Genomic DNA, 26124 nt, shown 5'->3' with positions numbered 1-26124 from the left:
AAATTCTTTTAAAGCTCCTATATCTTTCAATATAAGATATTAATACTTATTCTAAAATTATTTTACTAATCCTTTGAATCTTCTGTATGCTTGAGTAATAGCAAATCCAGCCTCATCAATTGAATAAGTTAATCTATCAATTTTTGTAGTAAATGAGTTATACATTACAATCGCTAATGTTGAAGTACCAATACCTGTTGCAGTACACACTAACGCCTCAGAAATACCTGTTGCTAATGCTGCAGAGTCAGGAGTACCAGATGTAGCTAAAGCCGAGAACGCTTTGATCATCCCTGTTACTGTACCTAATAATCCACATAATGTACCGATAGATACTAACGTAGCCAATACGATCATGTTTTTCTCTAACATTGGCATTTCAAGCGTTGTAGCTTCTTCGATTTCTTTTTGGATAGCTTCTGTAGCTTCTTCGCTATTGTATCCTTCTTTTTTCATTTGTTGATACTTCACTAATCCAGCTCTAACAACGTTAGCTACTGATCCTTTTTGAGTATCACAAGCTTCCATAGCTTCTTCGATTCTTCCTTCATTAATTGAAACTTGGATTTCTTTTACGAATTTCCCAACATCTCCTTTTCCTGAAGCTTTAGAAATCACTAAAAATCTCTCGATTGAGAAAACAATTGTCATAGTTAATAAACCAATTAACACAGCAACTACAGGACCTCCTTTATAAACCATTCCCATAAAGTTACCTGGTAGTGGGTGCCCTGCTGGATCACCATTTTCGAAGTTCGCTGGATTACCCATCACGAATTCCCAAATGATATAACCAAAAACAATACATAATACTACAGCTAACGATGCAAATAATCTACTTGCTCCTGAGCTTGACCCTACTTTTTCAACTGATTCGTTTGATACGTTTGTCATCTTTTTAAAATTTAATTCTTTTTTTTCAATTATTACTTATTACTTTTTTCACTTTTTAAAGTCATCAGTGTCGCAAATTTATGTTTTTAGATGAAATAAAAAAATTAAAATCCATTTTTTTAAAATAAGCTAACCTTGACTTAACACAAGAATATTTTATACTTACCTTAACATTAGAAAAAAAGTAAGCAGTGGTAAAGATAATAAGTCTTGTTGAATTTTACTATCTTTATTTCACCGTATAGACCATATTTAACATTTAATAATCTTAATATTTATACATATTTACTTGACTATTTGACTAATATTCCTCTTTAATTATATAAAATATACAAAATGAGCCTAGAAAATTTCAAAACTGACATCATTAATGGTTATACTCATAAAAGTGATTTTATTACCATTGGCTGTGCTAATTTGGATCAAAACATTGTCGCTGATACGTTTATCAACATTCCGCTCAAAACCTTAAACCGCCACGGTTTGATCGCTGGTGCAACGGGAACGGGTAAGACCAAAACCATCCAGGTTCTCTCCGAACAATTATCGAGCAAAGGGATTCCCGTGCTGATGATGGACATAAAAGGGGATTTTAGTGGGATTGCCCAAGCGGGGGTGGCGAATGATTTCATCAATAATCGCCATGCACAAATGAATCTACCCTTTGAACCAAGTGCTTTTCCCGTTGAATTGATGACTATTTCTCATCAAAACGGCGTGCGTTTACGCACTACAATAGCCGAATTCGGCCCTATTTTGCTCAGTCGTATCCTCGAATTAAACGACACCCAAGGAGGGATTGTTGCTTTATTGTTCAAATTTGCCAGCGATCACCAGTTAGAACTCCTCGATTTAAAGGACTTTAAAAAGCTTCTACAATACCTAACAAATGAAGGAAAAGAGGAAATTGAAAACGAATACGGTCGCATTTCTCCTGCTTCTACCAATGCAATACTGAGAAAAGTGATCGAATTAGAACAGCAAGGTGCCGCATTATTCTTCGGAGAACCCTCTTTTGACGTGGGCGATTTAATGCGCTATGACGAAACTGGTAAGGGTTTTGTCAACATTGTGCGCTTAACCGATATTCAGGATAAGCCCAAACTATTCTCGACTTTTATGCTAAACCTCTTGACCCAAGTCTACAATCAACTACCGGAACAAGGAGATAGCGGACAGCCAGAATTGGTTATTTTTATTGATGAAGCTCACCTCATCTTCAACGAAGCTAGTAAGGCATTGTTAAGTCAAATTGAAACCATTGTTAAGTTAATTCGCTCTAAAGGGGTTGGTATATACTTCATTACCCAAAATCCAACGGACATTCCCAATGGTGTATTGGCTCAACTAGGATTAAAAATCCAACATGCCCTGCGTGCCTTCACCGAAAAAGACAGAAAAGCGATTAAAGCGGCGTCGGAAAACTTCCCTTCTACATCATATTACACTACCAATGAGATCATCACTCAATTGGGAACAGGAGAAGCCCTAGTAACGGCTTTAAATGAAAAGGGAATCCCTACACCTTTAGTCGTTTGCACCTTACGCGCACCAATGAGTCGCATGGATATATTGACAGAAGTCGAAATTGAAGGCATACTGTCACAGTCCAAATTGGTCAAAAAGTACAACGAGACTGTCAATCGGGAAAGTGCCTTTGAAAAATTAGAAAAACGCACTGTTCCCACGAGTGAACCAAGCGATTCTCCTAAAAATACGTCGACGGCCAAAACAAAGAAAGAAGACAATACACTAACTAAAAGCATCTTAAAAGTTGTAACAAGCGCAACTTTCATCAAAGGAGCCTTTAGTTTACTTAGCAAAGTAATGAATGGATCGAATACGTCATCTCGATCAACTAAAACGACGAAAACATCGTCTACTAGAAAACGAAAATAGAGGATTAAAATCCTCTATTTTCTTTTATCAGTTGTTTTATTTTCTCTTCTATTTCTGGACTATCCCATTTTTCTTCGATAGCTGTCATTGCCATAATAACATCCATGATTTGGGCTTGTTGATCTCCGATAGCTAGTGCTTCTTGGTAACTTCCCTCGCTAAAGGTTACACGGTCATATAGTGGCAACCATAGATCAGGGTATTTTTTTGCAAAGGCACTTTCTATCTTTTTGCGCAGTAAAAACATCGGGTTCGCCGTCAGTTCACTCATTTCTCTAAAATTGCGATACGAAAGTTCTGCAATTGCATCAGCATTGACTTTTCGCGCATGTTGATAGTCATCAAGTGCTCCTTCCCAATCCTGTGGATGAGCGGCCAAACAATCTAACAATACGTTGACATCTTCTAAACCGGCATTCAATCCTTGTCCATAAAAAGGAACTACTGCATGAGCTGCATCTCCAATGAGCGCTACTTTATCTTTATACACCCACGGGAAACAAGTCGTTGTTACCAGGGAATTAACCGGATTAGCCGCATATAGCTCCACTAAATCTGGCATTAGCTGCAAAGCATCGGGAAAATATGCGTCAAAAAACGCAGTAACTTCGGTATCCGTCTTGATAGAATCAAAAGACACTTCTCCTGTATAAGGCATAAACAGTGTGCAAGTAAACGAACCATCCATATTAGGTAAAGCGATGAGCATAAAGTCTTTTCTAGGCCAAATGTGAAAGGAGTTTTCATTTATCGCAAATCCGCCTTCATTTTTAGCAGGAATAACAAGTTCTTTATACGCAATAGGTAAATACGATTGTTGGTACTCAAATCGACTGCGTCTTTGCAGGCTACTTCTCACCTTGGAATACGCACCATCGGCACCAAAGATCACATCATGTGTAATGGCTCTCCACTCTTGTTGTTCCTGTTCACTCGTATAAAGGATTCCTCTTTTACTATCTACACTCCAAATAGGCGTATTAAAAACAAACTCCACGCCTACTTCTTCCGCCCACTCAACGAGTTTCTTATTTAATCCACCACGGGAAACTGCCCAAATTGCTTCTCCGTGAATTCCATAGGGTTGCTTCTCTTCTTTCGTTAAATGATGAATAGCGCGTTGATACATTGGAATTCCAAATTGACGAATCTTTTCCTCTAAGCCCACGCGATTCAACATCTTCCAGCCTCGTGCAGAAAGTGCTAAATTAATCGACCGTCCCGAGAAATCAAGCGTGCGAATATCATCTCCTTTTTCATAAACAAAAACTTGGTGTCCTTGTTGTTTTAATGCAATGGCCAACACCGTTCCTACTAAACCGCTTCCTACAATTGCAATACTTTTCCCCATACTCCTCTTAAATATTTGAATATTTAATTTAATTACCTAATTAATATTTGATTAGTGTTTTTAGCTCTATCGATTAACGATTAACTTTAAACCACACTCTTAACAATAATGAAAAACTTAATTTGGATCATCGTTACTATACTGACTGGCTGTTGGTATATCTGTCAGTTCATCTTTTATTTTGAAGGATTGCTTGTGTATAGTTTACTTACACTGGCAATACTTTTAACCTTACTCAATCTGGTTTTGAAAGAGGGTCAAAAAAAATAATCCCTTTTTCAAGGGATTATTATATTATTTTTCAAACGTTAATTCCTTTCCAACGGTCAATCCTTGGGATTTAGCAAATGCCCCACACATGTGGAACAAAAGTCGTGCGCCAACGTTTCCGTCCCAATCGTCTTCTCCTGGTGCAACCTCTACTAAATCCATTCCGATGATTTCTTTATTGGTTTCAGAAAGTCTCGTGATTAAATAAGTTGCTTGTTCAAAGGTCAAACCACCTGGCACGGGCGTTCCTGTATTGGGGCAGTACCAAGGTAACAAAGCATCAATATCAAAGCTAATCACTACTTTTTGCGGTAGAGAAGCAATGATTTGGTCACATTTATCTTTCCAGCTCATACCTTCAAATTCGTCTTTTTTCAAATCTGCATCCGTATGTACCAAAACGCGACCTGAGGCTTTCACAACCTCAACTTCTTGTTCACAGAAATCGCGGATTCCCACTTGAACAATTTTTTCTACTTGAGGCAATTTCAAAGTATTGAACATAATCGAAGCATGGGAATAGGTAAATCCTTCGTAAGCGTCTCTTAAATCCATATGTGCATCAAAGTGTAAAATTCCAAATGACTCATGGTGTTTTGCTACGGCATTGTAATAGCCAAATGGCGTACTGTGATCTCCTCCTAATAGGACCACGCGTTTTCCTTGACTCATCCAATTTGCAACTTTAGCTTCTACTTCTTTGTGCAGGGTGTCACAAACCTGATTAATCGTAGCTAAACTCGCTTGTAAAGCAGGGTGATCTTCTAAATTTTCTCCATTTTCTAATGCTTCGATGATTGGTTGTGCCATTGCTTTATATTTGGCACTTTGCTCTTGCCAATGGGCAGGTGCTTCATCAAAATAGATTCCTAACTTCCACAGTTCTGGATATTTTTGATGTAACAAATCTACTTGATAAGAAGCTTCTAAAATTGCTTGCGGTCCTTCTGATGCACCCGCTCCGTAACTTACCGTTACTTCCCATGGAACTGGAACCACAATAATTTCACTTTCTTCTGCTGTAAAAGGTAATCCGTAGATTGTTGCATCTGCTAACCCTGGTTGAGACGGATCAAAAGTCTCTATTTTTTGCTGCTTTGTTGACATATATACTGCTGTTATTTTTCGCTGCAAATTTATAAATTAAATCACAGCCCTACTATCTAAATTATTTCTGACTTAGAATCCCTTCTTTTAAAATTTGTCCGAAGTGATACATATCTTCGAAACTCGTGTACAAGGGTACAGGTGCTAAGCGGATCACATTAGGTTCTCTCCAATCGACAATTACTCCGGCTTCCATTAAGTAGGTAAACAGCGCTCTACCTTCTCCGTGCAACAAGATCGACAACTGGCTTGCGCGTTCGCTTTGTTCTGTTGGCGTAATAATTTCGAAATTCCCTCCAACTTCTGCACTGATGGTATTGATAATAAACGCTAAGTAAGCGGTTATCAGGTCTCTTTTTTCGATTAATCTAGGCATTCCTACTTCTGCAAAAAGCTCAACGGAAGCCAAATAAGGTGCCAAAGACAAGATGGGAAGATTGCTAATTTGCCATCCATGTGCATTTTCAATTGGATCGTAAACAGGCTCCATCAAAAAGCGTCTTTCTTTGTTGTGTCCCCACCATCCACCTAGGCGAACTAGATCTTTGTTGGTGTGGTGTTTTTCGTGAATAAAGCAACCCGAAGCATTTCCTGGTCCTGAATTCATATACTTATAGCTACACCAAGCGGCGAAATCCGCATCCCAATCGTGTAGTTCTAAATTGATATTACCTGCGGCATGTGCCAAATCCCATCCTACATAAGCACCATGTTGGTGTGCTTTTGCAGTAATGGTTTTCATATCTAATACTTGTCCTGTATAGTAATTCAATCCTCCCATCAAAACTAAAGCTAACTCATCGCCTACTTCTTCGATTTTAGCAAGGATATCTTCTAATCTAAAATTGTGTTCTCCAGGTCTGCGCTTTACTTCTACAATGACATCTTTAGGATCGAGTCCATGCCATTTTACTTGGGATTGGATTAAATATTGGTCACTTGGGAATGCTTTTTCTTCGCATAGTATCTTGACGCGTTTTCCTGAAGGTTGGTAAAACGTAGCCATCAACAAGTGAAGGTTAACCGTTAAAGTATTCATTACCGTTACTTCTGATGGCTTTGCTCCAACGATTTTACTCAAAGGTTCACTAAATCTTTCGTGGTAATCCCACCAAGGTTTATCCGCATAAAAATGGCCTTCAACCGCTAACTCCGCCCAGTCTGTCATTACTTCATTCACATACTCTACCGCTCTTTTAGGTTGAAGTCCTAGTGAATTACCCGTAAAATAAATAACTTGTTTTCCATTTACTTTAGGGAAGTTAAATTCAGTTCTATAGTTTGCCAAGGTATCTTTAGCATCGAGACTTTGAGCAAAGGCTAACGTATTCTCAAATTTCATGGTTTATAATTTTGGTTTTTGTAAAAGTAGAATTTTTATCAACATTTACACCATTTTCAAGGTATAAAAAATCCCTTGCTAAAACAGCAAAGGATTTTTTAATACTATCTTTTGTAGGTTGATTTTATAAAATCAACATTGCATCACCGTAAGAATAGAATTTGTACCTTTCTTCTACAGCTTCTTTATATGCTTTCATCATAAGATCATGTCCACAGAATGCAGAAATCATCATTAATAGTGTTGATTTTGGCATGTGGAAGTTTGTTATCATACAATCAGCAATACTAAAATCGTAAGGAGGGAAGATAAATTTATTCGTCCATCCTACAAATGGATTTAAGGTTTGACTAGAAGAAACCGAGCTTTCTAATGCACGCATACAAGTCGTACCTACTGCACAAACTCTGTGTTTTTCTTCTTTCGCAAAATTAACGATATCACAAGCTTCTTGAGACACGACGAATTCTTCTGAATCCATTTTGTGCTTTGACAAGTCTTCTACCTCAACTGGATTAAAGGTACCTAATCCGATGTGGAGCGTAATTTCTGCAAATTTAATTCCGTTGATTTCTAAACGCTTCATCAAGTGTTTAGAGAAGTGCAATCCCGCAGTTGGAGCAGCAACAGCACCTTCTTCTTTTGCATAAATGGTTTGGTAGCGTTCTGCATCTTCTGGAACAACTTCTCTATTGATGTATTTTGGAATTGGTGTTTCTCCAAGTTCCTGCAATTTTGCTCTGAACTCTTCGTAAGAACCGTCGTATAAGAAGCGTAACGTTCTACCTCTAGACGTTGTATTATCAATTACTTCAGCAACTAATGAATCGTCTTCTCCAAAGTACAATTTATTTCCAATTCGAATCTTACGCGCTGGATCAACTAAAACATCCCATAAACGTTGTTCTTCATTCAATTCGCGTAGTAAGAAAACTTCAATTCTAGCCCCTGTTTTTTCTTTATTTCCATAAAGACGTGCAGGAAATACTTTCGTATTGTTCAAAACCATCACATCACCTTCTCCAAAATAATCCACCACATCTTTGAATAGCTTGTGTTCGATCGTTCCCGTTTTGCGGTCAACCACCATTAAACGAGCTTCATCTCTATTCTCAGCTGGAAATTCTGCCAATAATTCTTCTGGCAAATCAAAATTAAAGTTTGATAACTTCATTGAAAAACAATTTTAATTAGTTCAATAAAAAGAGGTTAGCTCTTTTCAAGTTTTACAAATATACAACCTTGAGATAGGCGTTGTCAAGTATTTAGCACTATTTTTTTATTTTTCAAGGGGTTTCAAGGACTGAAAAGCCCAGTTTTTGTAGGTCTTTCCAAAACTTGGGATATGACTTACTTACCACTTCTGCATCTTCGATTATCAGATCCATTTGAACCAATAAGGGTGCAAAAGCCATGGCCATGCGATGGTCTTGATAGGTTGCAATTCGCACCACCCCCTCTTCTCTTGTTTCTCTTTTAGCTGCTAAAGCAAGAGAATCTGCTGTAACGAAAAGATTTCCGCCTAGTTTTTTCAACTCTTGTTGAAGTGCTACTAAACGATCTGTTTCTTTAATTTTTAACGTATGTAATCCGTGAATTTCACAGGCAATTCCCAATCCAAAGCAAGTAACTACTACAGTTTGTGCCAGGTCGGGAGTATCGTTAAAATCGCCTTGAAAAGCAGTAGTTGGCGATGACACTTTAGTCAATCGAATAAAGTCATTTGCTTCAAAAACAGTTTCCACCCCTAATTGTTCGTATATCGTAGGCAATTGGGCATCACCTTGTAAACTAACGGATTTGTATTTACCCAATCTGAGACTTGTTCCCAAAGGAGACAAGGCAATTAGAGCGTAATAATAGGAGGCAGAAGACCAATCGGCTTCGACTGTAAATTGTGTTTTTTTTATTTTTTTGGGAGGATAAACGGAGATTTGTTGCCCTTGAAAGGTTGTTTCTGCCCCTAGTTCTCGAATAAGAGACAAGGTCATCTCAATATAAGGTCGAGAAGTAATATCTCCGATTAACTCAAGATGCATCCCGTTTTTAAGTGCAGTTCCCACCAAGAGTAAAGCTGAAATATACTGACTGCTAATACCTGCAGGAATGCGAATACATCCTCCTGTTGCTTGAATTCCATCAATGGCCAAAGGCGGATATCCCTCTTTTTCGAGGTAGGTAATGTTAGCCCCCAATTCGCGAAGGGCATCAACCAATATCCCAATAGGGCGATTGTGCATGCGTTCACTGCCTTCTAGCTGAATCGACTGGTTTTGACACAAAGCAAAATAGGCCGTTAGAAAACGCATCGTCGTTCCTGCATGATGGACATTTACCCGTCCTCTTTTTACAGCCAACCCTGCTTGCATCGCTACAACATCATCGGAATCCGCTATATTGTCTACAGCTATTTGTGGAAATAATTGCTGCAATAGCAACAAGCGATTGCTCTCAGACTTACTTCCTGAAATAACAACCGTTGGTACAAAATCAAGTCTAGCATCTAGTGATGATTGTCGTAGGTGAACCTGCATAGTTAGAGAGGCTTATTTTAATTTTTCATTGTTGTGATGGCGATCGTGATCGCGTTTGGTTTTTAGGTCCATCTTTTTATCGAAAGCCTCTTGCAAGTTTACTCCCGTTTGATTGGCTAAACACAAAACTACAAAAACAACATCCGCTAATTCCTCACCTAAATCTTTGTTTTTATCGCTTTCTTTTTCTGATTGCTCTCCATATCGACGGGCAATAATACGCGCCACTTCTCCTACTTCTTCTGTCAATTGAGCCATATTTGTCAACTCGTTAAAATAGCGAACCCCGTGTTCCTTGATCCACGTATCTACTGCTAATTGTGCGTCTTCTATCTTCATTTCTTTTCGTTATGATTTAGTTTTATCTGAATATTCTTCCTTTTCAGCTTTGGGGTGACACATCCTCATTCCGATCGTTCACCTAGCTTCTATTGGTTTGGGCGTTCGAAGGATCTTTTCTAAGTTTCGCCTTCCCCTCTCCTATTTCTCTTTTCTTTTAAACACTTTATCTTTCACCCATTTTTCGTACACAACCATCAAAACGATGAAAATTATATAGCGGATAGCTACGTTTTGCATGCACAAAGGATCTCCTTTTAAGGCACAAACAAAATCATTGGCGATGATCCACGAAAACAAGATATAGATTACCGTGAACAGACTAAATTTGATTACTACATTTTTCATTATTCTTTATTTTGAGAGTCGATACAAATCGTTACAGGTCCATCGTTGAGCAGTGCCACTTTCATGTCTGCGCCAAATCGCCCTGTTTGAACTTTTTTACCTAAATCCCGTGTTAGTTGCGCGATAAAATTCTCATACATTTCTATGGCTACATTGGGTTTTGCTGCGCGAATATACGAAGGGCGATTGCCTTTTTTCGTCGATGCGTGTAAGGTAAATTGACTGACGAGCAACACTTCCCCATCAATGTCCAAAACTGATTTGTTCATCACCCCCTGTTCGTCTTCAAAAATACGCAAATTCACTAATTTTCCCGACAACCACTCGATATCTTGTCTTCCATCGACTTCTTCTATTCCGACTAAAACAAGCAACCCTTTGCCGATGCTTCCCGTAAGCGCTCCCTCTACTGTAACTGAGGCTTCAGTTACGCGTTGTATTACTATTCTCAATGTATCTATTTTTCTAATTATTTTATTCGCTCTAGTACGACATGATGCTCTTTGATCTGCTGCTGTATCATCGCATACAACAGGCGAAGCTCGCCGTAATCTTCTTTGGGGATGACCGTTTTTTGCAGGCGCAAACTCAACCCTATTTGCAGTTGATTCCCCTCTAACACCTTTACTTCATAAATCATATTAGCCCCAATTTTTGAATTGGCAAACACCTCATCCTTAGGATAGTATTTCAATCGATACCCTTCAGGCAACTGAACCACTAATTTATACATATCCATAAAGGGATAAAGAAAGTGAATATCGGTTTGTCTCACCGGGTTTTCAAACGGGTTGGCTTTATCTCGATACAACTCCAAAGGAGTAAAGGTCAAGGTATTATTTTTTGGATCTACTGTTGCAAAGTTAAATTTTCGCACCTGGAACCCTAGATCGATATCCTTGTTTTCGGTTAATTTGATCTCCCCATGACTCAAAAATAATTGTGAACTACGCCCTTCAATATCACTGCGGCTTCTATTCAGCATACTCTCTGCGTAGTTGGATTTAAAGGCCAATGCTTCATAACGCGTGAGGAGGCCTTTCATCGTTCCAGTTGCATGTCCAGATTCATCTAGCGTCAACTGAAATTCTTCTTGTTTAAACGAAATCTGCCTTGGTGTTAGATCCACTTGTGTCACACTAAATTTATCGGTAATCATCCATCCATATCCGTTTAAATCTTCAAAGGGCAATACATTTAGCAGGGCGTCTTCCATTGTCCCATCGAGAACATAAAACTGATCTTCTATTTGGAGTCCTACAATAACGTGATTTAAGAAACGCGTGAATAAAATGGGGGCAACCCCATTAGACTGTGTACTAAGGACAATGGGATTGGCCTGAAAGCCCGCTGCGCGCAAGGCTCCTATTAGCGCCAAATTTAGATCTGCACTATTTCCCTGTCCCTGGCTCATTGCTCTTTTCACTCCCTTATCTGTCCAATAGCCATAGTGCTGATCCCATTTGATGTGTTGCTGAACATAGGCAATTACTTTTTGGGCTTTCTCCATGGCATTTAATCCACTTAGGTCAATATGCTCTAGCGTTTTATTCCAGTATTTATCTTGTTTTAATTCGTTTCCAAATTTTCTATCCTTGTATATTTCTTTGGCTACCGCTTCTTTTTCGTGTGGAATTACTACAGACGGGCTCATGGGATATTGAAATTGGATTAAATCAAAGCGAACGGAACTAATATTCTGCTGTGCATTAATCGAAAAAGGTTCATTTTCAAATGCTGGAACCGCTTTGGCTTGAAAACCTAAAATTGCTTCTTTATAGCGATAGGATGTTCCCCATTTATTTCGAGCTAGATCACGTGCAGTTTCCGTTACGGTTTTTGTTTCTCGTAAAGTCAACCCTCCTGTTTTCGTTAGAAAATAGGTTAAATTATCAGGTATATTAACGGTATAGCTGCTTTGAAGTTTTGGAATATCCCCTTGAAAATACCAAGTAGGAATCACGTCTATATTGTCTATTTTTTTGGTATAGCTATATGCAATTCGATCGCCAATTCGAATGTCATTTACGATAATTTCTTTACTGTAAAGGCCGTCGTGCACGAAGCGATTCTCGGCAGCTTTCACTTCAATAACTTCCTCTTTCCCTTGGGTAGTGCGGTAAATTTTATACGAGTCGATTTCAACCGACTCTGTCGTGTAGCGATTAACGTAATAAGGCAGGAGTAAGCTCGCATGGGCTATCCCCTCTTTTGTATTAATTTGAATTAGTCGCTTGACTTTTTGTACAACTGCAAATCCACTTTCTTCTGAAAATTCAAAGTCTACTCCCCCTTCTTCATTTAATACAACAGCACTAGCTTTACTAAACATCTCTTCTTCTACTGGAATTGACGGTGCTGTTTGTACTAGATCAGCTGGTGGAATTGACTTCTGCTGAGCCAAACAATTAAAACTAAAAATTCCTAGCGTAATTAATACAACTTTTTTCATTTCGTGTTTTACATTTTATTATCCATCTCAAAAATACAAAACTCCAACAGTTTGACCTCCAAATTTAGCGACGATTTAGGAAGAAGGCGTAAAACAAGGAGAAGGAAGAGATAGGAGAAACGAAGAAAAGGCAAGTTCTAAACTAAAGTGTAGGTCGTCCTCCATTTTCTAGGAGTAAAAGAGCTGAACAAATAGGCTAATTTTTAACCTGCATTTTAACCTTACTTTAACAAATATAACTATCTTTTTGCCTTAGCTTTATATTACTCACTTCTTAGCAATAATATAAAATAACAACATATTTAACTACACTACAATTACAAACTTAACGAAAACACAATAAAAACACAAATATTAAACAAAAACCACAATCGAAAATAGATATATGATTGTAGTTTTTTAGAATTTGTGATGCACTTTTTTACAGAGTAGTGCATTTTCGATAAAGTTGCCGGCACTTGTCCACTTATTCAACTCCATTACCCGCATGGTACGCCTATGCAAAAAATCTAAACTGTCCTTAACGCAAGGGTATTGAGCTTTTTTACGTTGTAAAACTTGTCTCTCCTGCGTTCCAAAGACGATTTTAAACAGTGTATTTATTAATCTGCAACATCGCTCTGATGTTGCCCAAATCATTACGACCATGAAAAAGATATATGGCCTATTCCTATGCCTTGCATTTTTAGGTACGGCATGCAGTTCAGATCAAGCTTCTTCCGCCCGGTTGGAGCAACCGACCCCAGAGACCAATCGTTATGAAGTCATCACCACTGCCTATCAGCAGCGAAGGGACGAAACACCAAAACTAAGGACCTCTTCTTTTTGGAAATGGTTCAAACCTGTTGCTTCGGCAGATGCAAAAGCCTCGGCCATGTACTTGGCTAAAAAGGGATTAAAAGCGGATTGGAAAGAAGCCTTAATCATTGGAGCGTCTGCTTCACTTGCAGCTATATTTTCTGGTAAAAGTACAGCAATGGCCATTCAACCATCAGAATTGCCTGTTCTAACCGATATACAAACCATCCAAGAAGCTTCCTTTCGCGCCAATAGTATGGACGACTTAGGTTATTTACACTATACGCTCGTCAATGAGGTGCTCCAAGACTCCACCCTTGCCGCTCTAAGTCCCAATGAGCGAAAAGGCGTACTATACGACAAAGTGTATCATCAAGCGCAAAAGCAAAACATCACCACCGCCTACGACAAACAAGAGGCGATTGCGGTATTAACAGCACTTGAAACGACAGTGAATGATCAAAGTGATGCCTATTATACTACCCTATTTGCATTTACCAATGCCAAAGATTTCAACGATTACAAAAATATAGTTAAGCTGTACTCCAGTACATTTTCCAAACTATATAATCCTTTTGTATTTACGGCATATTCTAAAGAAATGGAACTAGCAGTTGTAGAAGATACTACTATATCACAAACCGTTAAAGATGTTTTATTGTTAGAAATGGCTACTTATCGCTATGGATTCACGTATTACCTCAAAGAATAGAACTAAAAAAGAGCTGATCCCAGGAGGGTCAGCTCTTCTCTATCTAATCTACGGTTATTCCTCTTGGTTTCTGCCGTCTTTATAAATATCTGTTCGATAATGTTCTTCTTCCCCATCGAGGATTTGGATGTAGGTTTTATAGCGAGACCAGGCAAGTTCATCGTTGTCTAAAGCTGCTTTAACTGCGCAATGTGGTTCTTCACGATGTAAACAATTATTGAATTTACATTGGTCTTTTAACGCGAAGAACTCCGGAAAGTAGTCTCCCACTTCTTGAGGCTCCATATCGACCACGCCAAAACCGCGAATTCCAGGGGTATCAATAATAGCTGCATCAAATGTCAGATCAAACATTTCGGCAAAAGTGGTGGTGTGTTGCCCTTGTTTGTGTTGCTCTGAGATTTGCGCTGTTTTTAAGTGCAAGCCCGGTTCTATAGCATTGATTAGGGTTGACTTCCCAACACCTGAGTGACCAGAAAACATGGATACCTTCCCAATCATTCGCTCTTTAATCTGTTCTAATCCCTTTGATTCAATAGCGGAAACGCGCAAACACTCATACCCAATCTGCGTATAGATATATTGTAAATACAATTGTTCATCCAAAGCTTCTTCTGAATAGGTATCGATTTTATTGAACACTATAACCGTTTTAATGCCATAGGCTTCCGCAGTTACTAGGAATCGATCGATAAAACTTGTCGTTGTCACAGGGTTGTCAATCGTCACAATCAAAAACATAGTATCGATATTTGACGCGATAATATGCACCTGTTTGGATAAGTTTACTGATTTACGCACAATATAATTCATACGAGGAGCGATCTCATGAATCACACCTGTTGTTGTGTCATTGGTTGTTTCTAGTTCAAAGACAACATGATCTCCTACTGCAAGGGGATTCGTACTCTTAATTCCCTTAATACGAAACTTTCCCTTGATGCGACAATTGTAAAACTGCCCATCTTCACCTTTTACAACATACCAGCTTCCCGTTGATTTATAAACTGTTCCTTTCATAAGGCAAATATATTTTAAATATTCCTGCAAAAAAAAGAGACCAAGTAGAAAATCACTTTGTCTCTTTTGTATTTATTACATCTATGTGTGTCTATGCATCCTTTCTATTGATGACTTGATCCTGTCGATAAATACTTTCTTGGTGGATCGCGTTATAAATCGTGCGAATAAATTCATCTGTAAATCCGAGATGTTCCCCTTCTTTCATCATTTTTTCCACAATGCTATTCCATCGTTCTTGTTGAAAAACAGCGACATTTTTTTCGCGTTTTAGCGAGCCGATCGCATCAGAAATCATCATTCTCTTTTTCAATAAATCTAGTATTTTGCTATCCATATCGTCAATTTGGATGCGATAGGTTTGCAATTGCTGCATATAATCTTCCGTCTCGTCGGTCATATTGCGCAACTTGAGTGTGTGCAAAATGGTTTTCAATTGTTCGGGAGTCACTTGTTGAGCGGCATCACTCCAAGCTTTATCGGGATTCAGGTGTGTTTCTATCATCAGTCCGTCAAAATTGAGATCTAGCGCCAATTGAGAAACTGCTAAAATGCGATCCCTGCGCCCTGTAATATGAGAGGGGTCACAAAAAATGGGAATATGCGGCAGTTCTGTTTTAATGTCTAAGGGTATTTGCCATTCGGGTATGTTGCGGTATTTTGTTTTTTCATAGGTACTAAACCCACGGTGAATCAGTCCTAGCTTACTGATATTCGCTTTTTCGAGTCGTTCTAGTCCACCCATCCACAGCGATAAGTCGGGGTTAATTGGATTTTTCAGCATAACGATTTTATCCGTTCCTCTCAAAGCTTCTGCAATTTCTTGCACTGAAAAAGGATTTACTGCGGTACGCGCACCAATCCACAAGATATCGATATCATTGGCAAGGCATAAATCCACATGTTCCGCTGTGGCAACTTCTGTTGCCAATAACAAACCTGTTTCCTCCTTTACTTGTTTCATCCAATCCAGCCCAATGGCACCTACCCCTTCAAAACCACCAGGTTTAGTTCTGGGTTTCCAAATACCTGCACGAAATACTTTTACCTCATCGGGCAAAGAGCGAGCAATTTGCAACAATTGTTCCGGTGTTTCAGCACTACATGGACCAGCAATAATTGCGGGCGCTTGACCTTGAAAAGCAGTTAACCAATCTTTACTCATTTCTTACATTTTCATTTCATACAAATTTACGAGTTATATTCCAAAAAAAAGGAATTAATCCCATTTGTTCAAACTCAAGTTCTCAGATAAGTCACTTTTTGTTCTTTGTTTTTTATAATAATTAATACTTTTACTTTTCATCAAAAATTCAACCTACATGTCAGTACTAACTTTTATCTTAATCCTATTCCTAGGTGCCTTTGCTGCTGGTTTTATCGGCTCATTATCAGGACTTGGGGGCGGGATTATTATAATTCCTTTACTCTCCGTATTTTTAGGCGTGGACATTCACTACGCCATTGGAACAGCTTTAGTTGCAGTAATTGCGACTTCATCTGGTTCTGCATCTGCCTATGTGCGCGAGGGGATTACCAATATGAGATTGGGTATGTTTCTGGAAATTGCCACCACCATTGGGGCAGTAGTTGGCGCACTTCTCTCAACCAATGCACCAACATCATTGCTAGCTATTATATTCGGAGCTACCCTCATTTTTTCTTCCTTGAATTCCATTCGTAAAAAAGAAGATCACCTAGTCCTCCCCAACCAAGGGAGTGTATTAGCTCAAAAACTAAAATTAGCGGGAAATTATCCTCATGCGAGTGGCGAGAAAGTACACTACAGCATGACGAATATTCTCGGTGGATTTAGCATGATGGGCGTAGCAGGTATGATGTCAGGATTATTAGGCATTGGTTCCGGAGCGTTTAAAGTAATTGCGATGGACACCATTATGAAAGTTCCCTTCAAAGTATCTACTACAACGAGTAACTTTATGATGGGGGTAACGGCAATCGCCAGTTCGGTGATCTACATCCAAAAGGGTTATATCGAACCTACCATTTGTATGCCCGTTATTATTGGTGTATTAATTGGTTCGATGGTCGGTGCTAAAGTATTGATGAAAGCCAATACCAAAAAGCTAAAAATGTTTTTTGCTGTCCTCATCTTCATCATTGCACTCAACATGATTTACAACGGAATTACAGGTAAAATCTAAAAACTAAACACCATGAGTACTTCAAAATTTACAGATAATCAACTGCAAACGATAATTGGAAATGTGTTGCGTTATGGCGTTTTAAGTGCGTTAACTGTAACGCTGATTGGCGGTATCATTCTGCTTGTGAAAGACGCACAACAAACGGTTTCTTTCTCCACTTTTGTCGAGAATGATCGCAACCTAGTTGAAGTTTTTCACAACATCTTGGAGGGCGTTGCGAATTGGGATGGGGAATCGATTATTTTTCTTGGTATTTTACTTTTGTTTTTTACCCCTATCCTACGTCTTATCTTGTCCTTATTTTCCTTTATCCTCGAGAAAGACAGCTTGTATATCATAATTACTTTAATCGTTATGGCTGTGATCATTCTCAGTATGTCTTTCGGTTTTTCTCATTAATTTACCTACATTTGTTTTTACTAACCACTTTTTGCATATGTCTATTAAAGTAGAAAATATTAGTAAATATTACGGCGAACAACAAGCGTTACAGTCTATTAATTTCTCGGTGCCTAAAGGGCAGATTGTCGGTTTTCTAGGTCCAAATGGCGCTGGTAAATCGACCTTGATGAAAATACTAACCACCTTTATTCACAGCGATGAAGGGTCGGCTTATGTCAATGAATACAACGTGGCTACACAAGCAAAAAAAGTACAGCAATCCATTGGCTATTTGGCCGAACACAATCCGCTGTATTTAGACATGTACGTAAGGGAGTATTTGCAATTTAACGCTTCGATTTACAAAGTTAAAAAAGAGCGCATTGAAGAAGTAATTATACAAACGGGCTTAACGCCAGAAGCACATAAAAAGATTGGCCAATTATCGAAGGGCTATCGCCAACGTGTGGGAATCGCTACTGCTTTGCTACACAACCCGGAAGTGTTGATCTTAGATGAGCCAACAACTGGACTTGACCCCAATCAATTGATTGAAATTAGAGCGTTGATTAAATCCGTAGGGAAAGATAAAACCGTTTTTCTTTCGACGCATATAATGCAAGAAGTAGAAGCCATTTGTGAACGCGTAATCATCATCAAAAAAGGGCAAATTGTCGCAGATCAATTACTACACGATTTGTTAGAAAATCAAAATGAGCAAATTATTTCTGTTGAGTTTGACTTTAAAATTGAAATAGAATTTATCAATCGCATGCCACACTTGCTACAAGCCCATCACATACACGACACCCAATGGGACCTGGTTTTTCCAATAGGACAAGATTATCGTGCAACCGTGTATGACTTCGCTCAACAACAAGGCTTAAAAACGCTTTCTCTACAACCGAAAAACAAGAATTTAGAAAAGCTTTTTCACGATTTTACCGCAACAGAAAGTCAAGAATAACAAAACAAAAAAAAGAGCCATGGCTCTTTTTTTTATGCTTATATCTCAAATAATCCATTGATTTCAGCGTTGATTTTGTCGATAATCTGCCCTAAATCTTCTGGCTTATCTACGAAATCCAAGTGATCTACATCAATGACTAATAGTTTTCCTTTGTCGTATCCTTTGATCCAATTTTCATAGCGCTCATTTAATCCACTGAGATACTCAATCGAAATAGAGTTTTCATACTCACGCCCTCTTTTGTGTATTTGCCCTACTAAATTAGGTACGCTACTTCTCAAATAAATCAACAAGTCTGGTGCCGCTACTAACTCTTGCATTAAATCGAAAAGGGAAGCATAGTTTTTAAAGTCTCGATTAGACATTAACCCCATCGCATGCAAGTTGGGTGCAAAGATATGAGCATCCTCATATATCGTTCGATCTTGAATGATTGTTTTTCCACTCTGTCTGATTTGAAGTACTTGGCGAAAACGACTGTTCAAAAAATAAACTTGCAAATTAAATGACCATCGATCCATTTGATGGTAGAAGTCATCTAAGTATGGATTGTCCACGACATCTTCATAATGTGCTTCCCATCCATAATGTTTTGCTAATAAGTCTGTTAATGTTGTTTTTCCCGCCCCAATATTTCCAGCAATCGCTATGTGCATTACGGTAATTTTATTTGATAATTATTTACTTTTTGTTCGGTAAAAATACTCAATTTTTGAGTGTTATAAAAGAAGCCTGAAATGCTTTTTGCATCCACTTGAATTTGGTAAACCATATTCTTCTCCATATCAACGTAATAGAGCTTATTTAGATGAGAATAAAATACCTGTTTATTATTTAGTATTTGAATATGGTCATAGTCAGAAGGCAAAGCATAGTTCAGCACTTCATTGCCGTAGATGTCAATTCCCTTAATCTTATTATCTATTGTAATGCGGTAGAGGTAATTCAAGGTGGATTGATAGGCTTTGATCTCTTCCTTAATGGTAAAGATATTGCGCACTTCTAAGGTACTTAAATTATAGCGCAACACGCTTTGATTCGCTTGATTGACAATCCACAAATTCTTTTGCGTACTGCTAGCAACATAAGCGGGATCCATAGCAGAAAATCGCCCTGTTAGCTCAATGGTATTTAATAAAGCTAACTCCTTACTCAATAGGACGATGGAATTAAAATCGACATAAAACAATACAGGAAACAGTGAATTTGTCAAATCAATCATTTTCAACGTCCCCATTTTGGGCAGGCTAAAATTTTCGGAAGAATACTTACTGCGTTTGCGCAGCGTATTTTCTTCTCGTGTAAATGTATTGTCAAAGATATCTTTACTGATAAAAACTTCTTGTTCTCTCAGTGATTCACTGTTTAAGAGTTGGGTGTTTATTGTTTCTTGTGCAAGAGTGGATATGCTACCACAAAGCAAGAGAAAAGCAATTAACTTTTTCATATTTACTTCCTTATATAGGTTTGAAAAGTAAAAGCGTAGGCGTGTTTTTCATCTATGGGATGATAACTCTCTTTGACCAATTGCCAGTCGGAGGGTGAGAATTCAGGAAAAAAGGCATCTCCTTCAAAAGAAGCGTGTACTTGGGTTAATTCTAATTGGTCTGCAAAAGGCAAAGCCAGGGTATAAATTTCACCACCTCCAATTACATACACTTGTTCTTCCCTTTTGGTTCGTTCAAGCGCTTCTTCTAAACTGTGAACAACGATACAATTTTCGGGAGCGACATAGTCTTTTTGTCTAGTGATAATTACGTGTGTTCGATTAGGTAAAGGCTTGGGAAACGACTCAAAGGTTTTGCGTCCCATAATGATATGATGATGAGAAGTTAAGGCTTTAAAGTGTTTAAAATCATCGGGCAAATGCCAGATGATTGCATTGTCTTTGCCCAATACGTTATGCGCTGCTACAGCAGCAATTAGAATGACCATCGAATTAGTATTTTGTATCTTCTTGGTTTAAATCTCGTTTAACATCTACTAGAGGAAAGTCTTTTTCTACTTTCGCGCGTAGCTGTTTTATTTTTTCTTGTTGGAGTGAGACGAGTCGTTCTATTTCGCGTTCCTGCCAAGCAGGTCCCATAAAGCGATTAACGACCACTACATTGATCAGGTGAAAGAGCAAAAGCAATGCCCATGCACCAACGACATAGGGCCACCAAACCCCAACTATTTGCGGGTCTTTTACCCACATATTAATTGCGTATAAAACAAGGGAACCCAATAGAAAAACAACGAAGTGAAATAATAACATCTTGCGTTGTTTGATTCGGTTCTTTGCGTACTCGTACTGTTTAATTGCTTCTATTTTTTCCATAGCATTTTTGGATTAGAATTTATACCGATACTTTACCTTTTATAGCGGGATGTGATACGTAATCTTCTAACGTAAAGTCCTCATAAGTAAAGCTAAAAATATCTTTTACTTTCGGATTGATTTTCATTTTTGGCAACGCATAGGGAGTGCGACTCAACTGCAAGTTTACTTGTTCAATGTGATTGTTGTAGATATGGACATCGCCAAAAGTGTGAATAAAATCCCCCACTTCTAAATCGCAAACTTGTGCTACCATCATCGTTAGTAGCGCATAAGAAGCGATGTTAAATGGCACACCTAAAAACACGTCTGCACTGCGTTGGTATAGTTGACAAGACAATTTACCTTCTGCAACATAGAATTGAAAAAACGAGTGACACGGTGGTAAAGCGGCTTTGTTATTTGCGACGTTCTCGGCAAAAGAAACGCTAGTATCTGGTAGAACGCTTGGGTTCCAAGCAGAAACCATTATACGTCGGCTATCTGGATTTGTTTTTAACGTATCGATCACTTCTTTAATTTGATCAATTCCCTCTCCATTCCAGTTGCGCCATTGGTATCCATACACTGGGCCTAAATCACCATGCTCATCAGCCCATTCATCCCAAATGCGAACGCCATTTTCTTTGAGGTAAGCAATGTTAGTCTCTCCTTTTAAAAACCACAACAGTTCGTGTATAATAGACTTCAAGTGCACTTTTTTGGTTGTAACCAGTGGAAACCCCTCGGCTAAATCAAAGCGCATTTGGTGGCCAAAAATACTTTTTGTTCCCGTTCCTGTGCGATCTCCTTTTTGTACGCCTTTATCTAAAACTTCCTGTACTAAATTCAAATATTGTTTCATTCCTTTACTCCTTTTTATCTATGATCGCTTACTAATTTCATCTCTAATTCGCGCTGCTGTTTCGTAGTCTTCATTGCCAATAGCCTCATTGAGTAAACGCTGTAAGTCGGATAATCCGTATTTGTTATAGCCTTTTCCTTCGATGTCTAGCTCTAAAAACTGTTCCACTTGACTGGCGATATCGTCTTCTGCCGGTTCTTCTTCTACTTCAGGGCTTCCACTTAAGATAATCCCTGCTTTGTTCATGATATCAGGATAGGTGTAGATAGGGGCAAAAAAGCGAATAGCTAGGGCAATTGCATCGGAAGTACGGGCGTCCATAAGTTCTTCTATGCCATTTTTCTCCCAAACCAAGCTTGAAAAAAACACGCCATCCACCAATTTGTGAACGATCACGTGTTTCAATTGAATATCGAATGTATCGGCAAAACTCTTAAATAAATCGTGTGTTAAAGGTCTAGGAGGACGAATTTCCTCCTCAATTGCGATTGCAATGGCTTGGGCTTCAAAAGCTCCAATAACAATAGGCAATTTTCGATCCCCGTGCTCTTCATCTAAGATCAAGGCATAGGCTCCATTTTGGGAATGGCTATATGAAATTCCTTTAACTGTCAGCTTAATCAAACTCATAATCTTTTTTATAAAAACAAAAAACAGTAACTAAATCAAAGATAAACAATCTTTAGATTTTAGTTACTGTCTTGGTAAATTATCTAAATCAAAAAATGCTATTAAGCGTTTTTCGCTTTAAAGTCTTTTAATTTTTCCACTAATTGAGGCAACACTTGGAAAGCATCTCCTACAATTCCGTAGTCCGCTACTTTGAAGAAAGGAGCTTCTGGATCTGTGTTGATTACAACTTTCACTTTTGAAGAGTTTACTCCCGCAATATGTTGGATTGCACCAGAAATACCTACTGCGATATAAAGGTTAGCCGCTACTGGTTTACCCGTTTGTCCTACGTGCTCTTCGTGTGATCTCCATCCCACATCAGATACTGGTTTAGAACAAGCTAGAGCAGCGCCTAATACTTCCGCTAAATCTTCTAACATCCCCCAGTTTTCAGGACCTTTCATTCCACGTCCACCAGAAACAACAATATCCGCATCAGCAATCGTTACTTTTCCAGATACTTTTTCTACTCCTTCAACTTTTAGACTAAAATCTGCATCGTTTAAGCTTGGTGCAAAATCTTCTGCTGCTGCAGCTCCTGAAGCTTCTACTAAGCCGAATGAGTTTTTCCCTAAAGCCAATACCTTAACGTCAGAAGAAATCTCTGTAAAGTTGAATGCTTTGTTTGAAAAACCAGTTCTTTTTACTACAAATGGAGCAGTGCTTTCTGGCAAGGCTACCACGTTAGAAGCAAAACCTGCATCTAAGCCAATAGCAACCGCTGGTGCTGCATATAAACTATCAGTTGAAGAAGATAAGATCACCACTTTTGCGCCTTCTTTTTGAGCCGCTTGTTTGATCACATCTGCATAAGCCTTAGCGTTGAATGTATTTAATTTATCGTTAGATACTTTTAAAACTTTATCTACCCCGTATTTTCCTAATTCGCTAACATCAGAAGCATTAACCGTTACTGCTGTAACTGTTGTTCCCAATGATTCTGCTACTTTTTTCGCATAAGAAGCTAACTCTAATGCTACTTTTTTAAATTTTCCTTCTGCTGATTCAGCATATATTAAAACTGACATACTTTTTCTTTTTAAGGTTAAAAATTACTAGATTAGATCACTTTTGCTTCGTTGTGCAATAAGTTGATTAACTCATCTAAGTTATCCGGAGCAATCATTTTACAAGCTGATTTTGCAGCTGGTTTTTCAAATTTTACTGCTTTAGTTGCAGCTTCAGCTCCTACTGGCTCAAGCACAGTCAAGGCTTTTGTTCTAGCAGCCATGATTCCGCGCATATTTGGAATACGCAAGTCTTTCTCGTCTACTAATCCTTTTTGTCCGCCAATCACTACTGGTAATTTTCCAGATATTGTTTCTTTTCCTCCATCAATCTGACGAATTGCTTTTACCGCTGTTCCGTCTACGTCCAATCCTTCACATGAATTGATGAAATCATAACCTAAAATAGCAGCTAACATACCTGGAACCATCCCACCGTTATAGTCTAATGATTCTTTTCCTGCAAGTACTAAGTCGTATCCACCATTTTTCACTACCTCAGCTAATTGTTTTGCAACAAATACACCGTCAGTAGGTACTGCATTTACACGGATTGCTTCATCAGCACCAATGGCTAATGCTTTTCTTAAGGTAGGCTCTGTGTCAGCGCCTCCAACATTAACTACTGTTACCGTAGCTCCTTGTTTCTCTTTAAACCAAATGGCACGTGTTAATGCATATTCATCGTTAGCATTGATCACAAATTGCACTCCATTGGTATCAAACTCAGCGTCACCATTCGTGAAATTGATTTTTGATGTAGTATCAGGCACGTGGCTGATGCAAACTAATATCTTCATTATTATTATAGTTTTTTGTTTTACAATATTACTTGTGAACGAAAATAAGAATTAATTTTCAATATTTTACTATGCAAGCATACTAATTTAGTTTGAATTAACCAAAAATAATTTACTAAATCACCCAATAATTCAATATCTTTTGTGGAATTACCCCCATCAAATATCCATTTATTGAAACAAAAGACAAAAATTTAAAAAGTTTGCAATTTAATTCGAACTAGATAAAAATAAAGCGCATCAACTAAACCAGAATAAAGCTTAGACTATCCTATACTTTTTTAATTCTAATCTTATTACTTCTAAAAGTAAATCACGTAAGTATAGACCCGAATATTCAAAAGAAACATATATACATCTAAAAGTATTACTATATCAACTAAATCTCTCCCTTGCCCCTTAATTGGCAACCTATTTGATTCCTATTTTTTAACTCTAGTCTACTACCTAATACAATTTTTTAAATCTATATATGATGCAAACATTATTAAAAATCAGAAAATGGGAAAGTTCTGCTCCTATTCCATCCAACGCAATTCAAACAGTTGAATCTGCGTACAAAAATCAACAACCATATTTAACAGATTCTAAAATTTGTTGTCTTTGTGGAACAAGTTCAAATATTATATCCATGTAATTATTCGAACAAATAATTCTTAGTAATAATTAGTAATACAAGGGGGAGGTTTGTGAAGCTTTCCCCTAAAAAAACCTAAAGACGATGAATATAATCCTCAATACAGCTCAAGGAAAATTTGATTTAAACTATAATAAACAACAAACGTTAGAAAATATCTGTCTAGTAAACAAATTACCTTTTCAGTCCATTAATTTCTATGGCCAAAAAGGAGATAGACTAAAAATACTTCCTAAAACACTTAATACTACAATTGATGATTACATTTTAGACAATTATGATGCAATAATCTTACAGACCAATCGAAATATAAATCTGCCGAAAGTGATACTAAAGAATTATCTCGTAAGCTATAATAACACTAAATCAACTGAATACATCTTCCAATCTGAAAATTTCGACTATTTAGCCTACATTGAATTTTCTTCTGAGCAATGTTTTGACTTTATCTATAAAAAAGTTACAGCTTTTTTTAATAACATTAGTGTAGATAATCGCCCAATCATAGTTGGAATAAGTGGTGGTGGTGACTCAAACACTCTACTAAAAGCTTTACTACAGGTAAAAAAGATCCATAAAACTCAACTTATCGCTGTTATGTGTTGTGGTTTAGATGTGTGGGATCTAGCAGTAGATAGAGCTAAATACATATGCAAAGAAGCAGATATACAACTCAATATTGTTGCTCCCAACGAAATATGCAAGATCATAGGTAAAAAGAATGCTCTTACTTGGGATACAGATTTTTTTGACGTTTTTAAAGACAGTGACCTAGATGTATTAGGCACTTTTGTAATAAGAGAAGTGCTACAACACTATTCAAAGACCCACAACGCGCAAGCAATGATAACTGGATTAAATCTAGAAGATTTACTGGCAGAATCTATCTTTCAAGTATCAAAAGGAAAATTGCCACTTCCATTTCCTATTAGAGAAATAGATCATACGCAACTTTGGTATCCCTTATATCGTATTCCTAAAAAAATACTTGACGGTTGTTACCCTAAACTCTCTTTAGAAAACTATGAACAACGCCATGCTGACAAACTAGTAAACAGAGCGATTCCTTACTATTTTTCACAAATTACAAGTTCTCTTATTCCTGGTTTCGAATATGACTTACTAGATGGATTTCAAAACTTATCGACACTTAACAAATCCCCATTTATATACATAAAAGAATTAGGATTCAGCGTTACAGAAGAAATTTCTCATCATTTAATACAAAAATGGTTGTATTACACGAATAATTAAATATA

Annotated in this window: 26 protein-coding genes; 6 read left to right on the top strand and 20 right to left on the bottom strand. The window is 37.8% G+C overall.

The genetic code is table 11. From position 1 onward, the window contains the following. Window positions 1-57: 57 nt before the first annotated feature. Window positions 58-894, bottom strand: coding sequence for a MotA/TolQ/ExbB proton channel family protein (locus H4K35_RS01760; RefSeq protein WP_182625662.1), 837 nt, complete (start codon window positions 892-894; stop codon window positions 58-60). A 336-nt stretch (window positions 895-1230) separates the two neighbouring features. Here H4K35_RS01760 and H4K35_RS01755 point away from each other — a divergent pair, with 336 nt between their 5' ends. After that, window positions 1231-2793: a helicase HerA-like domain-containing protein gene (locus H4K35_RS01755; protein WP_182625661.1), complete on the top strand. Its 1563-nt coding sequence runs from the start codon at window positions 1231-1233 to the stop codon at window positions 2791-2793. A gap of 4 nt (window positions 2794-2797) precedes the next feature. Here the strand turns inward: H4K35_RS01755 and H4K35_RS01750 are convergent, their stop codons facing one another. The 9 genes from H4K35_RS01750 to H4K35_RS01710 all read right to left on the bottom strand — a co-directional run bounded on the left by H4K35_RS01750 (window position 2798) and on the right by H4K35_RS01710 (window position 12536). Continuing rightward, on the bottom strand, window positions 2798-4144 hold the full coding sequence (locus H4K35_RS01750; RefSeq protein WP_182625660.1) for an NAD(P)/FAD-dependent oxidoreductase: 1347 nt from the start codon (window positions 4142-4144) through the stop codon (window positions 2798-2800). 294 nt (window positions 4145-4438) lie between these two features. Further along, entirely contained in the window at window positions 4439-5521 is a 1083-nt protein-coding gene (locus H4K35_RS01745) for an agmatinase family protein (RefSeq protein WP_182625659.1), read from the bottom strand. A gap of 61 nt (window positions 5522-5582) precedes the next feature. Continuing rightward, the gene (kynU, locus tag H4K35_RS01740) at window positions 5583-6863 is read right to left on the bottom strand and encodes a kynureninase (protein ID WP_182625658.1); all 1281 of its coding nucleotides are present in this window, start codon (window positions 6861-6863) and stop codon (window positions 5583-5585) included. Window positions 6864-6987: 124 nt separating this feature from the next. Further along, complete coding sequence (gene queA, locus H4K35_RS01735) at window positions 6988-8037, bottom strand: tRNA preQ1(34) S-adenosylmethionine ribosyltransferase-isomerase QueA (RefSeq protein WP_182625657.1); 1050 nt, start codon at window positions 8035-8037, stop codon at window positions 6988-6990. Between the two features lie 112 nt (window positions 8038-8149). Next, on the bottom strand, window positions 8150-9397 hold the full coding sequence (locus H4K35_RS01730; protein ID WP_182625656.1) for a 3-phosphoshikimate 1-carboxyvinyltransferase: 1248 nt from the start codon (window positions 9395-9397) through the stop codon (window positions 8150-8152). Between the two features lie 12 nt (window positions 9398-9409). After that, the gene (locus H4K35_RS01725) at window positions 9410-9736 is read right to left on the bottom strand and encodes a nucleotide pyrophosphohydrolase (RefSeq protein WP_182625655.1); all 327 of its coding nucleotides are present in this window, start codon (window positions 9734-9736) and stop codon (window positions 9410-9412) included. Window positions 9737-9877: 141 nt separating this feature from the next. Then, on the bottom strand, window positions 9878-10084 hold the full coding sequence (locus tag H4K35_RS01720) for a hypothetical protein (RefSeq protein ID WP_182625654.1): 207 nt from the start codon (window positions 10082-10084) through the stop codon (window positions 9878-9880). Next, window positions 10084-10536 (bottom strand): D-aminoacyl-tRNA deacylase, encoded by a 453-nt coding sequence (gene dtd / locus H4K35_RS01715; RefSeq protein ID WP_182625653.1) that lies wholly within the window; start codon window positions 10534-10536, stop codon window positions 10084-10086. The genes H4K35_RS01720 and dtd overlap by 1 nt, the downstream gene beginning before the upstream one ends. 17 nt (window positions 10537-10553) lie before the next feature. After that, entirely contained in the window at window positions 10554-12536 is a 1983-nt protein-coding gene (locus tag H4K35_RS01710) for a DUF3857 and transglutaminase domain-containing protein (RefSeq protein WP_182625652.1), read from the bottom strand. A 646-nt stretch (window positions 12537-13182) separates the two neighbouring features. Here H4K35_RS01710 and H4K35_RS01705 point away from each other — a divergent pair. Further along, a complete protein-coding gene (locus H4K35_RS01705; RefSeq protein ID WP_182625651.1) occupies window positions 13183-14046 on the top strand; it encodes a hypothetical protein in 864 nt (287 codons plus the stop codon). Between the two features lie 54 nt (window positions 14047-14100). Here the strand turns inward: H4K35_RS01705 and rsgA are convergent, their stop codons facing one another. Further along, window positions 14101-15066, bottom strand: coding sequence for a ribosome small subunit-dependent GTPase A (gene rsgA / locus H4K35_RS01700; RefSeq protein ID WP_182625650.1), 966 nt, complete (start codon window positions 15064-15066; stop codon window positions 14101-14103). A gap of 91 nt (window positions 15067-15157) precedes the next feature. Next, window positions 15158-16231, bottom strand: a complete 1074-nt coding sequence (locus H4K35_RS01695; RefSeq protein ID WP_182625649.1) for a chorismate mutase — start codon at window positions 16229-16231, stop codon at window positions 15158-15160. A gap of 157 nt (window positions 16232-16388) precedes the next feature. On the opposite strand from H4K35_RS01695, the gene H4K35_RS01690 reads away from it, so the two are divergent. From H4K35_RS01690 to gldA, 3 genes are read left to right on the top strand one after another with little or no spacing between them, the layout of a single operon-like run. Beyond that, window positions 16389-17231 (top strand): sulfite exporter TauE/SafE family protein, encoded by an 843-nt coding sequence (locus tag H4K35_RS01690; RefSeq protein WP_182625648.1) that lies wholly within the window; start codon window positions 16389-16391, stop codon window positions 17229-17231. Window positions 17232-17243: 12 nt separating this feature from the next. Next, on the top strand, window positions 17244-17633 hold the full coding sequence (locus H4K35_RS01685) for a DUF1634 domain-containing protein (RefSeq protein WP_182625647.1): 390 nt from the start codon (window positions 17244-17246) through the stop codon (window positions 17631-17633). Window positions 17634-17670: 37 nt separating this feature from the next. After that, window positions 17671-18582, top strand: coding sequence for a gliding motility-associated ABC transporter ATP-binding subunit GldA (gene gldA / locus H4K35_RS01680; protein WP_182625646.1), 912 nt, complete (start codon window positions 17671-17673; stop codon window positions 18580-18582). 38 nt (window positions 18583-18620) lie between these two features. Here gldA and H4K35_RS01675 read toward each other — a convergent pair whose 3' ends face one another. The 8 genes from H4K35_RS01675 to H4K35_RS01640 form a co-directional block, all read right to left on the bottom strand. Further along, a complete protein-coding gene (locus tag H4K35_RS01675) occupies window positions 18621-19241 on the bottom strand; it encodes a deoxynucleoside kinase (protein ID WP_182625645.1) in 621 nt (206 codons plus the stop codon). Beyond that, window positions 19241-20032, bottom strand: a complete 792-nt coding sequence (locus H4K35_RS01670) for a hypothetical protein (protein WP_182625644.1) — start codon at window positions 20030-20032, stop codon at window positions 19241-19243. The genes H4K35_RS01675 and H4K35_RS01670 overlap by 1 nt, the downstream gene beginning before the upstream one ends. A gap of 2 nt (window positions 20033-20034) precedes the next feature. Continuing rightward, on the bottom strand, window positions 20035-20520 hold the full coding sequence (locus H4K35_RS01665) for a dihydrofolate reductase (protein ID WP_182625643.1): 486 nt from the start codon (window positions 20518-20520) through the stop codon (window positions 20035-20037). 4 nt (window positions 20521-20524) lie between these two features. Further along, window positions 20525-20905, bottom strand: coding sequence for a 2TM domain-containing protein (locus H4K35_RS01660; protein WP_182625642.1), 381 nt, complete (start codon window positions 20903-20905; stop codon window positions 20525-20527). A 19-nt stretch (window positions 20906-20924) separates the two neighbouring features. Beyond that, window positions 20925-21749, bottom strand: a complete 825-nt coding sequence (locus tag H4K35_RS01655) for a thymidylate synthase (RefSeq protein WP_182625641.1) — start codon at window positions 21747-21749, stop codon at window positions 20925-20927. Window positions 21750-21767: 18 nt separating this feature from the next. Then, on the bottom strand, window positions 21768-22379 hold the full coding sequence (locus tag H4K35_RS01650; RefSeq protein ID WP_182625640.1) for a bifunctional nuclease family protein: 612 nt from the start codon (window positions 22377-22379) through the stop codon (window positions 21768-21770). Between the two features lie 101 nt (window positions 22380-22480). Then, window positions 22481-23449, bottom strand: coding sequence for an electron transfer flavoprotein subunit alpha/FixB family protein (locus H4K35_RS01645; RefSeq protein WP_182625639.1), 969 nt, complete (start codon window positions 23447-23449; stop codon window positions 22481-22483). 32 nt (window positions 23450-23481) lie between these two features. Further along, window positions 23482-24228 (bottom strand): electron transfer flavoprotein subunit beta/FixA family protein, encoded by a 747-nt coding sequence (locus H4K35_RS01640; RefSeq protein ID WP_182625638.1) that lies wholly within the window; start codon window positions 24226-24228, stop codon window positions 23482-23484. A gap of 721 nt (window positions 24229-24949) precedes the next feature. Here H4K35_RS01640 and H4K35_RS01635 point away from each other — a divergent pair. Further along, window positions 24950-26119: an ATP-binding protein gene (locus H4K35_RS01635; protein WP_182625637.1), complete on the top strand. Its 1170-nt coding sequence runs from the start codon at window positions 24950-24952 to the stop codon at window positions 26117-26119. The last annotated feature ends 5 nt before the right edge of the window (window positions 26120-26124 follow it).

The sequence above is a fragment of the Myroides sp. NP-2 genome, from assembly GCF_014145665.1.
Lineage (GTDB): Bacteria > Bacteroidota > Bacteroidia > Flavobacteriales > Flavobacteriaceae > Flavobacterium.
The sequence above is the reverse complement of the archived record's forward strand: the minus strand, read 5'-3'. Positions and strand labels throughout refer to the sequence as shown.

Coding starts and splice junctions, on each gene's coding strand:
- H4K35_RS01760 (WP_182625662.1), bottom strand. CDS start 894: ATGACAAACGTATCAAACGAATCAGTTGAAAAAGTAGGGTCAAGCTCA.
- H4K35_RS01755 (WP_182625661.1), top strand. CDS start 1,231: ATGAGCCTAGAAAATTTCAAAACTGACATCATTAATGGTTATACTCAT.
- H4K35_RS01750 (WP_182625660.1), bottom strand. CDS start 4,144: ATGGGGAAAAGTATTGCAATTGTAGGAAGCGGTTTAGTAGGAACGGTG.
- H4K35_RS01745 (WP_182625659.1), bottom strand. CDS start 5,521: ATGTCAACAAAGCAGCAAAAAATAGAGACTTTTGATCCGTCTCAACCA.
- kynU (WP_182625658.1), bottom strand. CDS start 6,863: ATGAAATTTGAGAATACGTTAGCCTTTGCTCAAAGTCTCGATGCTAAA.
- queA (WP_182625657.1), bottom strand. CDS start 8,037: ATGAAGTTATCAAACTTTAATTTTGATTTGCCAGAAGAATTATTGGCA.
- H4K35_RS01730 (WP_182625656.1), bottom strand. CDS start 9,397: ATGCAGGTTCACCTACGACAATCATCACTAGATGCTAGACTTGATTTT.
- H4K35_RS01725 (WP_182625655.1), bottom strand. CDS start 9,736: ATGAAGATAGAAGACGCACAATTAGCAGTAGATACGTGGATCAAGGAA.
- H4K35_RS01720 (WP_182625654.1), bottom strand. CDS start 10,084: ATGAAAAATGTAGTAATCAAATTTAGTCTGTTCACGGTAATCTATATC.
- H4K35_RS01710 (WP_182625652.1), bottom strand. CDS start 12,536: ATGAAAAAAGTTGTATTAATTACGCTAGGAATTTTTAGTTTTAATTGT.
- H4K35_RS01705 (WP_182625651.1), top strand. CDS start 13,183: ATGAAAAAGATATATGGCCTATTCCTATGCCTTGCATTTTTAGGTACG.
- rsgA (WP_182625650.1), bottom strand. CDS start 15,066: ATGAAAGGAACAGTTTATAAATCAACGGGAAGCTGGTATGTTGTAAAA.
- H4K35_RS01695 (WP_182625649.1), bottom strand. CDS start 16,231: ATGAGTAAAGATTGGTTAACTGCTTTTCAAGGTCAAGCGCCCGCAATT.
- H4K35_RS01690 (WP_182625648.1), top strand. CDS start 16,389: ATGTCAGTACTAACTTTTATCTTAATCCTATTCCTAGGTGCCTTTGCT.
- H4K35_RS01685 (WP_182625647.1), top strand. CDS start 17,244: ATGAGTACTTCAAAATTTACAGATAATCAACTGCAAACGATAATTGGA.
- gldA (WP_182625646.1), top strand. CDS start 17,671: ATGTCTATTAAAGTAGAAAATATTAGTAAATATTACGGCGAACAACAA.
- H4K35_RS01675 (WP_182625645.1), bottom strand. CDS start 19,241: ATGCACATAGCGATTGCTGGAAATATTGGGGCGGGAAAAACAACATTA.
- H4K35_RS01670 (WP_182625644.1), bottom strand. CDS start 20,032: ATGAAAAAGTTAATTGCTTTTCTCTTGCTTTGTGGTAGCATATCCACT.
- H4K35_RS01665 (WP_182625643.1), bottom strand. CDS start 20,520: ATGGTCATTCTAATTGCTGCTGTAGCAGCGCATAACGTATTGGGCAAA.
- H4K35_RS01660 (WP_182625642.1), bottom strand. CDS start 20,905: ATGGAAAAAATAGAAGCAATTAAACAGTACGAGTACGCAAAGAACCGA.
- H4K35_RS01655 (WP_182625641.1), bottom strand. CDS start 21,749: ATGAAACAATATTTGAATTTAGTACAGGAAGTTTTAGATAAAGGCGTA.
- H4K35_RS01650 (WP_182625640.1), bottom strand. CDS start 22,379: ATGAGTTTGATTAAGCTGACAGTTAAAGGAATTTCATATAGCCATTCC.
- H4K35_RS01645 (WP_182625639.1), bottom strand. CDS start 23,449: ATGTCAGTTTTAATATATGCTGAATCAGCAGAAGGAAAATTTAAAAAA.
- H4K35_RS01640 (WP_182625638.1), bottom strand. CDS start 24,228: ATGAAGATATTAGTTTGCATCAGCCACGTGCCTGATACTACATCAAAA.
- H4K35_RS01635 (WP_182625637.1), top strand. CDS start 24,950: ATGAATATAATCCTCAATACAGCTCAAGGAAAATTTGATTTAAACTAT.